Below are 12,000 nucleotides of genomic sequence, written 5' to 3'. Positions count from 1 at the left end.
ATAAGAGGAAGGCAGCAAGTAGGGAAAAGCGCATCGGGCAGATAATTCAGACTTTGTCAAGGTAGATAGAATCTGGAGCACTATGGTTGCTTTGTAGCTGTCAGGTCAACCGATTTGCCCCCCAGAAGCCCTACTATCAGCGCTTGTAAAACAAAAAAGGACAGCCCTTGGGGCTGTCCTTTTTAAGAATTAAGCCGCTAAGCGGCGTGAGCTATCTACCTAATGAAGTTAGCGGCAATAGCCAACACAGTGCCCATGTCGAGTGGCTCGTCGAATGCCTCCGAAGCTTCGCTTGGCGACACTTGGCTGAGTCCCTGTACATTTATGCCAGCTTGAATTACGTTCTCTTCGCCTGGATACAAGCTAGCTGGGCTGCCGGGACCATAAACGGCGGCGGTAACGGCCGGTGCCGGACCGCCATTATCGTTGCCGGAGGGCCAGCTTTGTGGTTGCATACGTGGATCACCTGGCTCGCTCTGCACGCCGCCGCGGCGTATGGTGCGCAAGCGAGAAGCGTGACGGGCCTCTACGGAGTGAATGTTCAGCGCAGCTTCCAGCACTGTGTTGTTGCTAATAAGCAGCGGAGCACCACCTTTGTAGGCGCGTACCCCAGTATCTTCAAACGCCTGAGCTAAGGCCAGGAAAGTGCCGAGGTTGCTGAATACATTGGGTAGCAACGCCGCGCGCGTGCCCCCTTTAGAGCCAGTATAGTCGAAGGCGTTAACGGTTGGATCAGGAATAGCGTCAGCGCCTAATACTGAGCGCAGGAACCTTACGTGGTTCCGCTCATCAATAAGGATCAGATTGATATCTGCGCGAGTCTGCCCCGTGAGCAAACCTGGTGCAGCTAGCCCAAGCTGATAGAAATAGGTTTCCAGATACTCGAGACGAAGTGCAAAATTAAGCACGTCCCGAATTTGAGCGCTCAGTCCACTTGATTGGCCATAGGCCTTCTGGAACATAGAGCCCATAGCTAGTGGCACGGCAGCCGCAGCCAGTTTTTTGCCGAAGCCCGCAAAATGCTTGAACATTTGGCGGCGCTGATCGAGCCGTTCGTAGACTTCTGGATCTACCTTCTCGATTTCGGTAATGAGCTTGTGAATATTCATGGGTAAGTTTTTAGACGATAGAAAGGATGAATGTTACAGACTCAGCTTAGTCTCTGGGCAGGCTGCTGACGTCGATTTTCGAGCCTTGAGCCAAGAAAGTATTGGCTATGGCCGCGACTTCGGCGGGTGATTTTGATTTTTCCAGACCCGTGTTCAGGTCTACTACATCAGGCCCAACGAAAGTGCCGTCCTGCAACAAGTCACGGATCAGGGCCGCATGACGCGCTTCTACCGACACGATTTTACCGGCAATAGTGAGATAAGCGGGGTTCGTGATGAGCTTGCCAGCGCCGTTGTAAGCCGCTACGCCTAAGTCTTCGAACGCTTTGGCAGTAGACAGTACACTGGTCCGGTTAGAAAAATTAACCGACGAAAAATCCGCCGTCAACTCCTTAATCGGTACGGCTCCTGCCGCCTTGATAGCCGCTTTGAGAAAGTCTTTATGAATTCTCTCGTGATCAGCTAGATCTTTCAATATGATTCTTTCCGCACGTGATGCGTTGAGATAGACATAGCTTTCCAATACTTGCGCGTAAAAAGCGGCTTCTAGTTGCTCCAGGGCATACGCGTAATTCAAAATACCGACATCGCCACTGCCAACATTAACAACACCGCTGTTGCGGTCAACTTGCTTGAAGATGTCGTTCAACCGATCATCTGTACAACCCGTTAACGCAAGCCCAGTCAGCGCTACACCAGCAGTGGTATAACGCAAAAACGCACGGCGCTGTAGAGGCACCATTACTTCCTCCTGGGCATTTTCTGCTTCGGGGATGTTGTGGGAAATTTTGGACATAGTTTTTGTATTAAGTAGTGAAAAATCATGACTAACTCCATACGTAATAAGGTAGGCGGTTATATTTCAGTATTTCTAATAATACGTATTTATAGCACTTAATTACGTATATCTTACACTATTTCATTATATTATAACCTGTACTGTTGTATTATCTATAGAATCCTTATTTGAATAATGCCCTTTATCTGCACTTGAACAATGATACTAACATTGTTTTGTCCAAGTGTTTATTTACAGATTAGCTTACTCAATCTCATAGGAACCATCATACGTAGAAGAGTAGAGCAAAACATGGCGGGTTAATACAAAAAAAGGCGCCCTAAATAGGGCGCCTTTCAAATGCAGTGTATTTGTCGATTATTAAACGAACAGTGTGCTGCTGGCTACCACGAAATTGCGGGCAATGCTTTTTACCGTTACTGGATCTAGGGGCTCATCAAAGGACTCAGTAGCAGCGGTTTGGGAGATGTTGCTCGTGGTTTGAATGTTCAGGCCGCCCTGGGTGATATTGGCTTCGCTTGGAAAAGAAGCTGCTGGCGCTCCGGGGCCATAGGGACGCAAACCGATATTGGTAGGCGCAGCCGAATAGCCTTCATCATTTGTGATCCAGCTTTTAGGTGTGGTCGTGCTTTGTACACCTCCGCGCCGCAACGCGCGAATCTTGGAGGAGTGACGAGCCTCTACAGAGTGAATGTTGAGGGCAGCCTGAAGCAATGCTTTGTTAGGCATGAGCACGGGCGCTCCACCTTTGTAAGCTCTTACCCCAGTATCGACGAAGCTTTGAGATACTGTGATGAAGGTGGCAAAATTGCTGAAGACAGTAGCAAAGGGACCAGTATTGCTGCCACGACCTCCGGTGTAGTCGAAAGCGGCGCGCGTGGGGTCGGGTATTGCCTGGGTACCTAAAGCACCCCGCAATACGCCAATATGTCCTACCTCATCGTTGCGGATAGTGGTGATGGCGGGCACGGCATCGGCGGGCAGTAAGCCTTGGGTATTTAGCGCTGTTTCGTAAAAATACCGCTCCAAGTATTCCAAGCTTAGAGCTAGGTTCAGAACTTCCACAATAGCTGGTGACAAAGCACTAGTTTGCCCGTACGCCTTATTGAATAGAGTACCAACCGCTGCGGGCAAGGCTGCGGCCGTTAGCGTTTTGCCAAAGCCAGACAGGTGCTTGAATACTCGCCGCCGCGAGTCGAAGCGTTCGTACACCTCAGGGTCAACTTTCTCTATGTCTTTGATTATTTTAAACAGATCCATGGGAATGCCAGGTTAATTTGCTGCTGATAATTAATAGAGTTGATACGCGGGCATTTAAGCCAGCCGCGACACATCGAGTTTAGAACCTTCCTGCAAGAAAGTATTAGCAATAGCTACCACTTCAGCTGGGGTCTTGGAGCGCTCCAAACCAGTAGATAGATCTACCACATCATTGGCTACAAATGAGTTGAGCTGGAGGAGTTCGCGGATGACGCCCGCGTGCCGCGCCTCTACCGACACAATTTTGCCCGCTAGCGTTAGATAGTCGGCGCTAGTGAGCAGCGGACCGGCGCCGTTGTAGGCGTGTACCCCTAAGTCTTCGAAGGCTCTGGCATTGGTCAACACGCTGTTGCGGTCGCCGAAGTTGATGGCAGAGAAGTTGGGGGTTAGCTCCTTGATGGCATTGGTATTCAATACCGTTTTGAAAAAGTCGCGGTGCGCTAGCTCATGGTCGCGCAGATCTTGCAGAATAGCTTTCTCGGCTGCCGTGGCACTCGCGAAGTAGGCACCTCCTACTACCGCCGCGTAGAAAGCATATTCCAGTTGTTCGAGGGCGTAGGCATAATTCAATACGCCGATGTCGCCAGTGCCCACGCTTACCGTACCACCTCCCGTGCCTGTAGGATCAGGAATGACGTCACTATCGTCGTCGCAGCCAGCCAAGAGCAAACCGGTAAGCGCTAAGCCCGCGCCGGAGTAGCGCAGGAAAGTACGCCGAGGTACAGCAGCCAAGAAGCTCTCTTGGGTAGAAGAGGCAGGAGCTTCGGGGGGAGAAATAATTGGTTTAGACATAAAGAGTAGTTGAATAAAAGGTGACAGGTTATTTCCTGATTACGCCTTACAATCAACTACTTCCATGCGTTTACTTGAAATTAAGTAGTTATTCCTATAATACCGTAAAAACCGATAGAAAATAGTATTCTGTACGGAAAATAAGATCTTTCGCCGCTGCCAAAACAATTCTTATAATTTACAATTGTGCGTGTATTACCGCATTTGATGACAACATACTGCTCAGCAGTAATTTTAGACTTATTGAATATTATGACTTTGCAAAGAATGTTGAGCCTAGCTTAGACTAGACTGCGACTTCGCTGAGGGGAAGTACAGGGGCCGGGCGCTGGCGGCGGACGTACCAAGTGTTAAGTACGACGCCCACCAAAACCAAGCTCATTCCCAAGTAAACCTCCGGCCGGAACGTTTCACCGAAGAGGACGAAACCCAGCCCCAGAGCGTACACGATACCAACATAGTTGAGGTTAGCCACGCTAGATAATTTTTCGGCTTGATAAGCTTTCGTCATGCACACCTGCGTACCCTGGGCAAACAAGCCCGCAAGGCCTAGCCACAGCCAGTCGAGGCCGTGGGGCGTTACCCAGTGAAACAGGCAATACACCGCCGAAATAGGCAAGGCCACCATAGGAAAGTAAAACACCACGACTAAGGGATGCTCCCGGTCTTTGAGGCGACGAATAGAGTTGTAGGAAAACCCCGAAAACACGGCTGAGGCCACCCCAATAATCAAATACAGCGGATCGACGCGCGTATCCACACCTTCAATAACTAGTACACCGGCAAAGGAGAGCAGAAAAAACGCCCACTGCCAGGCTTTTACCTTTTCCTTCACGATGAAAATACCCAATACCGCTGTAAAAATGGGCGCCAGGTACTGAATAGTAACGGCCGTGGCCAGCGGCATTTTCTGAAGCGTGAAGAAGTAAAGAATAAGGGACAGCGCGCCGGTAACGCCCCGCGCAATGAGAAAGAAATGATTGGAGCCCCAAGGTCGTATATCCAGCGCCCGCAACGTGATATAGCTGATGCCCACGGATATAACAGAGCGGAACAAGATAATTTCGAGGGCTGGTAAGTGAGCTAGCAACTTTACGCACACGTTCATAAGGGCAAAGAACATTGTGGAAAGCAGCATGTAGCGGGCACCCTGGGTAAGCGGCATAAGCAGTCAACGGAGAAAAAACAAAGGTCGGGTGAGGCGACTAATGGTGCCTTAACAATTTCGCGCCCGATTTGCCCCTACCCTTTTTGGCTGTTGAGTATCAGCTAAAAAGCCCCCCAGAACTTAGGGCGCTCTTAGGCTGGTACTGGCGTAGCGCTTAGCTCACGGTAGCGCACCATTAGTACGGCCGCCGAGCCCACAATGAAGCCCCCTAGCAGCGCATAGCCCCACACGATGTTGGAGCCCAAGCTGAAAAAACGAAGGGTAAAGAGCAGGATAAAGCCCGTGCGCAGTAGCACATTCACGACGTTGAAAATGCTATTGACGCGCCCAATTACTTCGTTAGGTACGTGCACAAACAGGTAGCTCACGCGCAGAATGCGCGTGCCCGCATTAGTGAAACCAAGCACAAGTGAAAACGCTAGAAACAGCCCCACCGACCGCGTCGCGGCGGCTACCCCAAAGCTTACGCCGGCTATTAGCATGAGCACAATAACCGAGCGCAGCGTGGGATGGCGAAGGAATACCCGTCGTACAAACAGGCCTGCGCTTAGAGCCCCAGCTGCGTATGCTACCTCGGCGGCGCCGAATACGCCCGCACCCGCTCGCAGATGGTTATGCACGTACAGGGGCATCAGCGCATTCAAACTCACCAGCAGCCCTACAAACACCGAAAACGAATACAGCCCGAACACCCACACCGCGCGGTGCTCCCGCAAATACGTGATGCCCGTGCGCAGCCGTTTCCGCAGCGACCCCAGCTCCACCTGTGTCAGGATGACAGGCTGGTGACGGATGAAGGCGATGAGCACCACGGCCACGGCGTAGGTGATGCCATCGAGCAGAAATATTTGGTGCAGGGGCCAAGCCTCCAGGGAGAAAGGCAAAGCCAGCTCCGCTCCGAACAAGGTGTACGTCTGGCCCGCAGGCAGGCCTTCCAAAAGCAGTGCCGCCAAGGCCCCGCTCACCACTGACGTGGCCTGTCCTACAATCTCAATAGTTGAGGTAATGCGCGGATAGTCTTTGGGCAAACTGATTTCCTGCGCGAAAGCATACAGATTCGGGTAGTGAATTCCGTAACCAAAAACGGTAGTAGTGAAGGCCAACAAAATGCCCCCCAGGGGCACCCCGCCCATCCAAAATCCATAGCTAGCGACACCCAGCAGGATGCAGCCTTCCACAATATTGGAGGCCAGAAATACCCGCTTGCGGTCAAACCGATCGACGAGGGCGCCGGCGTACATACCCCAGAAAAGCGAGGCAAACGTGACCAGACCATACATCAAGTTGAAGGTACTGGATGCGCCCTGGCGGGCAAAAAACCACGGTACGGCAAGCATCGAGATGCCTTGGGCGAAGCCAGAAATAGCGTTGGCCGTAAACAAAAGGGCTACGGCGCGGCGGTTATCTTTCAAAGCAAAATGGGTGGTGATAAGTAATTCGGGTGGTGTAAAACGAAGCCATAACTCATTTATTAATAATGCCTGCTCACTCCATACTTGCTGCTGCTTGCCGAGTGCGCAATACTGTGCTATGTAGGCCAGGTACCCTCCCTAGATTTCAGATAGCAACGGATATGGCAGCCTCTGGTTAAAAGGTAATTAAAAACAATAGCCTAGCAGTGCGTCGGCAACGTTTTTGTGTGCCGGCCGCTTTATCCCTCTGTGCATTTTTATGAAATTTCTATTTCTACTTTTTCCCCTCTTCTTTCTGCTGAAGTCGCCCGCATGGGCTCAGCAAACAGAGCCCGCCAACTTATCCAATTCTTCGCTCGACAGCCTATATGTGCAGGAGATAGAAGATGCGCATAATCCGGATAAAGTGCTGCACGCCGAACCACTGTTCATCGACCTCATCCGCGACTTAGGCGCCCGAAAAGGAGAAAGCGAGTGGAACGTGGGCGCCGGCCTAACCGACAACCTACGCTACGACAGCTTTGAAGTGTTGGTAGAGTATGAATGGGCCCCCATTAATAGGCTGGGCTTGGAAGTTGAAGTGCCTCTCACCTTTTACTCCGGTAGCCGGAGTGCCGATGTGCAGCAGCCGCGCAACAAAATCAACGGACTAAAAACGGCTATTCAATACTCGTTTTTCGTGTCGGAGAAGCTGAAGACGTCGATGGCGGTTGGCTACATTAATGAGGTGACCATGAACGAGTTCCGAGAGCTGAACCGCAAGGTTGTAACGGGCAATATGTACAGCCCCTTTTTCGTGGCGGCCAAACGCTGGGGCGACAATTACCACACACTCATCTACACCGGCCCCATCGCCGACCAGCATTTTTCCACGGGCCACATTGAGTGGTCGTACCAGCTCAACTCCAGCTTTCATTACATGATAACAGGCACCCGCAACTTTCTCGGTGTCGAGTTCAATAAAGCCTGGCGGCACGGCGACTTCGACATGACTATCCGGCCCCAGATGCGCGTGGGCATTGCCGATAATTTACTAGTAGGCATTGTGGGGGGCATTCCGGTGCGCCGCGAAGAGCAGCGCCTCAGCTCTTTCGTGCGTCTGATTTATGAGCCCGGCCACAAACACAAGCACTAGCTTTCATACCTGAAGTGCCTAGCCTTCATACGATTACTTTCAGCCTAAAGAAGTAATAAGGCTGCTCATTGCAAATCGAGATTTAGAAATATTCCTGACTCAAGAGTGAAGTGTTAATCGCTTTTTTTCATTTTGTTTAAATTAGAAAAGTAGAACTCATTGCTTTTCATGATTGACTTCATAATTGCTTAACACAATCAGCTGATTTATAATAATTATAAATTATTTATTATTTTAAATATTACGACAATATTTTGTACATATTGAATTTATTATACTCTTCATAGATTTTAACTAAAGAAATAAAAAATTAAACTCTTCAAATTAATCTACCCTTAATAAAGCTAAACGCTTGAATTGCTGAAGAATCTGAAATCTGGGGTGCTACGTAGGTAACGCCGATTTACCACCCTAAACAGCATTCTTACGCATGAAAAGAACTTTACTCGGCCTGTTACTCTGGATGGGTAGCACCGGGGCCGTACTAGCCCAAGCGTTTGTTGACTCTCATCTCAAATCAGCGTTGTCCACCACTACCGGCTTGCAGCAAGTGGTGGTTACCTTTCGAGGAGAAAGCGCTCCTACTGCCGCCAATTTGCGGCTTTTACAAACTTTAGGCATCAGCAAAGGTGTTACACTGAAGGCCTTGCCAGTAGCAGGCGTGCTAGCTACCCGCGAGCAAATCGACCTGCTTGCTGCTGATCCTAATGTAGTATCCGTTTATCTAAACCGCTCCTTAGTTCGCGACAACGAGGGTGCCACCGCCCTGACTGGTGCTAAGCGTGTTCGTTTGGAATCGTCTTTCACGCAGCGTAACGGCGGTTTGCCGGTGTCAGGCAAGGGCATAGGTGTTGTAATTAACGACAGCGGCGTGGACGGGACTCATCCCGACATGACGCTGGGCAAAAACCTGAAGCAGAACGTACTGGGCACCACCAACCTGAATGCTCAGGATGCCATGTTGCCTATTACTTATGTAGAGAATGTGCCTAACACAGACCAAAGCGGCGGCCACGGCACGCACGTAGCTGGTATTGTGGGCGCTACAGGTGCTGCCTCCAACGGCAAGCACGCCGGGGTCGCACCGGGCGCCGACCTTATTGGCTATGGTACGGGTGCGGGGCTGTTCATTCTGGATGTGGTGGGCGCATTTGACTATGCGCTGGTAAACCAGTTCCAGTACAACATCCGCGTTATCACCAATTCCTTCGGTACTACTTCCGACATTGGCACGGAGCCAAACCCCAGCGACCCCATCAACATCGCGACGAAGCGGTGTGTGGATCGCAACATTGTAGTGGTGTTCTCAGCTGGAAACTCGGGCGCGGGCTCGGGTACTATTACGGGTAACTACAAAAAAGCCCCCTGGGTAATAGCAGTAGGCAACTCTGACAAGGCTGGCGTGCTGGCCCCTTCGTCTTCTCGTGGCCGCAAGGGCGTGGGTGGCAGCTTCACCATGGACGGCAAGAGCTTCTCTTGGCGCGATGAGCCAACAGTAACGGCTCCCGGCACTGATATCATTTCGACGCGGGCTATTTCTCCTATCGGTCTGCTCAGCACGCAGCAGGACATCGAAGCAATTGAGCCGGCTTATTTGCCTTTCTACACCCACCTTACAGGTACCTCGATGGCGGCGCCGCATGTGGCTGGTATTGTGGCCTTGATGCTGGATGCTAATCCTAACCTGACGCCCCTGGAGGTAAAAACCATTCTGGAGCAAACTGCTACCAACTTGCCCAACCGCGAGTCGTGGGAAGTAGGTCGAGGCATGGCTAACGCTTATGCTGCTGTGGATCGGGCCTTCCGTCAGGCCGGCTACGGTAGCACAGTGAACGCCACGCGCACTTTTAACAGCAGCGTAAATACTAACGTGGCGAGTTCGAATTTTACGATCAACTTCAATCCTTTAACTACCGTCACCAACAGCACCACATTCGCTGTGGCGCCGGGCACATCGTCGTTGGAGGTGAGTTGCAAAGTATCGGGCTTGTTAGGCGAAACGGGCAACCCGGTGAATCTGGTTTTGCTCTCACCCACTGGCAAGCGCTATGCTTCGGGCATTTCGGTGCTGTTTGCTACTAGCCCCGGCCGCGCTGTGGCGGTAGCCGGACCTGAGTCGGGCACCTGGACTGTACGTCTCGAAGGTTTGCAGGGGTTAGCATTGCCCGAAACCGTAAACGGTACTATTTCCTTAAACCAAGCAGCTGGCAGCCAAGGCCTCACCGACGTGGTGGGTCACCCAGCCGAGGCTTCTATCCAAATGGCTATCAGCAAGCGCCTGATGGATGGTTTATCAAGTGGCTTCAAGCCTGACCAAGATTTGAGTCGCATTCAGCTAGCTGATTATCTGCTGATGGGCCAAGCAGTGCGTCAGTTCTTACCCCTGAGCGGCGCCGCTTCCTTTGGCGACGTAAGCGCAACTGACCGGCTGCTAGCCGAATCAGTAACAGCGCAAGGAGCAGCTCTGCGCGACCGGTACCATGTACAGAATGGCGTAATGCAACCTTTGTCGGCGGGTGTATTTGGTCCATCGGCCGCTGTTACCCGCGCTAGCTTGGCTTACTCCTTGGTGCAGAGTCTAGGCTTGCAAAACAAAGCGCAGCAAGTGCCCAACACCGTAACGGTAGAGGTAGATGGAAAGCGTATTCCTATTGATGATGCTGCTCAGATTCCGGCTGGTTTAGCTGGCTACGTGCAGGTAGCATTGGATATGAACATCATTAACGCCTTCTATACCGTCACGCAGGGGCCATACGATTTGCTGCCGAAGCTGCACGCTACGTTCAAGCCGCTGCAAAAAGTGAAGCGTGCTGACTTTGCCGTTATCGTAACGCGCACTCACGACCAGTGGAACTCCAAGCCGCTTGATGCAGTAGCTAGTCAAAGCGCTACTACTACCTCAGATGCTCAATTTGCCCAGCGCGAATTGGTGGTAGCTGCTCCTAACCCCTTCTCTGACCGCACGCGTTTCAGCTACCAGCTGGCCGAGCCAGGCATGGTAAGCTTAGAGGTGTTTGATATGATGGGCCGCAAGGTAAAAACCGTGGTTAGTGGCGAGCAAGGTGCTGGATGGCACGAGCAAGCCTTCGACGGCACCGCACTACCAGCAGGTACATACTTGTTTAAGCTGCGGGCCGGCAACAAGAGCCACAGCGGCCGGGTAGTGTTATCGCGCTAAACGATTTTATAATCGCTTGCTAAAGAGGCCCGACTCAGCTGAGTCGAGCCTCTTTATTTAACTGGCTGACTGGCCCGACTGCGCTGGCATTTCTCGCCGCAGTATTTCACCTCCTCCCAGCAGTTGCGCCACTTTTTCCGATACTCAAAAGGACGGCCGCAAGTAGCGCAGATCTTGGTAGGAAGGTTGCCTTTGGTGAGTTTGGCAGGTAGCATAAAAGATGAGCGTATCATGCATTGAAGTAACACCGCAAGCTGTTGATAGTTGGTGTGGGCAGTTATATGATCAAGCCGATAAGGTATTCAAAGCACTGTGTACCTGCTAATAGCTACTGCTCCTCGCCGTAGCACCAGTATTGATTTAGGCAAAGCCTACTTGAGTATACTGCTTGGGGGGCAAAACCCGCCCGTTGCGGACTTTGGCATTAATAAAGTTTAGTTCTGACAAGTTCATAAGCCTCAATTCATGTCGCTGACTTGCTTGCTTAAAAATTGTAAAGGCTGTTCCTTTTTGGGACAGCCTTTTTTTGTAATCTAGTACTTCCTCACACCTATCTGCTCATTTTATGTCAATATCGTCGGATGCGCTGGGCCAGGAAGTGCTGGTTCTTTTGCGCCACAACTTTATAATGTATAAAAGCCTAGCTGACCGGTCGTTGGCTCAGATTACACCTAATGAATGGCTGTACAGTCCCGCGCTGGGCGCCAACAGTGCGGCCGTTATTGTGCAGCACATGATCGGTAACCTCCGCTCCCGCTTCACTGACTTCCTAACTGCCGATGGTGAAAAGCCCGATCGCCGCCGCGACCAAGAATTTGAGGAGCCCAGCGCTCCGGCCGAAACCTATGTACCGGCTTTGCAGGAGCAATGGGACGCAGCCTGGCGCATTCTATTCGACTTGCTGAATACGTTGCAGCCCGAGGACTTGCTGCGCACGGTTACGATTCGGGGCGAGGCGCACACTGCGCTGGCAGCCCTAGAGCGGCAGGTAGCGCACTACAGCTACCACGTGGGCCAACTCGTGCAATTGGGCAAGATTCTGCGGGGCGCTGACTGGCAGAATTTGAGCGTACCCCGGGGCCAAAGCGAAAACTTCAACCAACAAGTGCGGCAACGGGCCAACCCTGGACCCAGTTCTGTAGTTTAG

Annotated in this window: 10 protein-coding genes; 3 read left to right on the top strand and 7 right to left on the bottom strand. The window is 51.5% G+C overall.

The features are described 5' to 3' along the window. Positions 1 to 215: 215 nt before the first annotated feature. The 6 genes from ACW9KT_RS07015 to ACW9KT_RS06990 form a co-directional block, all read right to left on the bottom strand. Positions 216 to 1,109, bottom strand: a complete 894-nt coding sequence (locus tag ACW9KT_RS07015; protein WP_457078755.1) for a ferritin-like domain-containing protein — start codon at positions 1,107 to 1,109, stop codon at positions 216 to 218. 46 nt (positions 1,110 to 1,155) lie between these two features. After that, the gene (locus tag ACW9KT_RS07010; RefSeq protein ID WP_457078753.1) at positions 1,156 to 1,905 is read right to left on the bottom strand and encodes a ferritin-like domain-containing protein; all 750 of its coding nucleotides are present in this window, start codon (positions 1,903 to 1,905) and stop codon (positions 1,156 to 1,158) included. A 363-nt stretch (positions 1,906 to 2,268) separates the two neighbouring features. Next, positions 2,269 to 3,168, bottom strand: a complete 900-nt coding sequence (locus tag ACW9KT_RS07005; protein ID WP_457078751.1) for a ferritin-like domain-containing protein — start codon at positions 3,166 to 3,168, stop codon at positions 2,269 to 2,271. 54 nt (positions 3,169 to 3,222) lie between these two features. Next, positions 3,223 to 3,960 (bottom strand): ferritin-like domain-containing protein, encoded by a 738-nt coding sequence (locus tag ACW9KT_RS07000; RefSeq protein ID WP_457078749.1) that lies wholly within the window; start codon positions 3,958 to 3,960, stop codon positions 3,223 to 3,225. A gap of 286 nt (positions 3,961 to 4,246) precedes the next feature. Next, positions 4,247 to 5,125: a DMT family transporter gene (locus tag ACW9KT_RS06995; RefSeq protein ID WP_457078747.1), complete on the bottom strand. Its 879-nt coding sequence runs from the start codon at positions 5,123 to 5,125 to the stop codon at positions 4,247 to 4,249. Positions 5,126 to 5,259: 134 nt separating this feature from the next. Then, the gene (locus ACW9KT_RS06990) at positions 5,260 to 6,540 is read right to left on the bottom strand and encodes an MFS transporter (protein WP_457078745.1); all 1,281 of its coding nucleotides are present in this window, start codon (positions 6,538 to 6,540) and stop codon (positions 5,260 to 5,262) included. Positions 6,541 to 6,799: 259 nt separating this feature from the next. Here ACW9KT_RS06990 and ACW9KT_RS06985 point away from each other — a divergent pair, with 259 nt between their 5' ends. Next, a complete protein-coding gene (locus ACW9KT_RS06985) occupies positions 6,800 to 7,675 on the top strand; it encodes an HAEPLYID family protein (protein WP_457078744.1) in 876 nt (291 codons plus the stop codon). A gap of 430 nt (positions 7,676 to 8,105) precedes the next feature. Then, positions 8,106 to 10,853: a S8 family serine peptidase gene (locus tag ACW9KT_RS06980; RefSeq protein WP_457078742.1), complete on the top strand. Its 2,748-nt coding sequence runs from the start codon at positions 8,106 to 8,108 to the stop codon at positions 10,851 to 10,853. Between the two features lie 53 nt (positions 10,854 to 10,906). Here ACW9KT_RS06980 and ACW9KT_RS06975 read toward each other — a convergent pair whose 3' ends face one another. After that, complete coding sequence (locus tag ACW9KT_RS06975) at positions 10,907 to 11,086, bottom strand: DUF2256 domain-containing protein (protein ID WP_457078740.1); 180 nt, start codon at positions 11,084 to 11,086, stop codon at positions 10,907 to 10,909. 332 nt (positions 11,087 to 11,418) lie between these two features. On the opposite strand from ACW9KT_RS06975, the gene ACW9KT_RS06970 reads away from it, so the two are divergent. Beyond that, positions 11,419 to 12,000 carry a DUF1572 family protein gene (locus tag ACW9KT_RS06970; RefSeq protein WP_457078738.1) on the top strand — a complete coding sequence of 194 codons (582 nt, stop codon included), beginning with the start codon at positions 11,419 to 11,421 and terminating at the stop codon, positions 11,998 to 12,000.

The sequence above is a fragment of the Hymenobacter sp. HD11105 genome, from assembly GCF_054051685.1.
Note: the sequence above shows the minus strand (reverse complement) of the source record. Positions and strands in the feature narration are given on the sequence as shown.

What these genes read in the sequence shown, in the direction of transcription:
- ACW9KT_RS07015 (WP_457078755.1), bottom strand. Translation starts at nt 1,109, where the DNA reads ATGAATATTCACAAGCTCATTACCGAAATCGAGAAGGTAGATCCAGAA.
- ACW9KT_RS07010 (WP_457078753.1), bottom strand. Translation starts at nt 1,905, where the DNA reads ATGTCCAAAATTTCCCACAACATCCCCGAAGCAGAAAATGCCCAGGAG.
- ACW9KT_RS07005 (WP_457078751.1), bottom strand. Translation starts at nt 3,168, where the DNA reads ATGGATCTGTTTAAAATAATCAAAGACATAGAGAAAGTTGACCCTGAG.
- ACW9KT_RS07000 (WP_457078749.1), bottom strand. Translation starts at nt 3,960, where the DNA reads ATGTCTAAACCAATTATTTCTCCCCCCGAAGCTCCTGCCTCTTCTACC.
- ACW9KT_RS06995 (WP_457078747.1), bottom strand. Translation starts at nt 5,125, where the DNA reads ATGCCGCTTACCCAGGGTGCCCGCTACATGCTGCTTTCCACAATGTTC.
- ACW9KT_RS06985 (WP_457078744.1), top strand. Translation starts at nt 6,800, where the DNA reads ATGAAATTTCTATTTCTACTTTTTCCCCTCTTCTTTCTGCTGAAGTCG.
- ACW9KT_RS06980 (WP_457078742.1), top strand. Translation starts at nt 8,106, where the DNA reads ATGAAAAGAACTTTACTCGGCCTGTTACTCTGGATGGGTAGCACCGGG.
- ACW9KT_RS06975 (WP_457078740.1), bottom strand. Translation starts at nt 11,086, where the DNA reads ATGATACGCTCATCTTTTATGCTACCTGCCAAACTCACCAAAGGCAAC.
- ACW9KT_RS06970 (WP_457078738.1), top strand. Translation starts at nt 11,419, where the DNA reads ATGTCAATATCGTCGGATGCGCTGGGCCAGGAAGTGCTGGTTCTTTTG.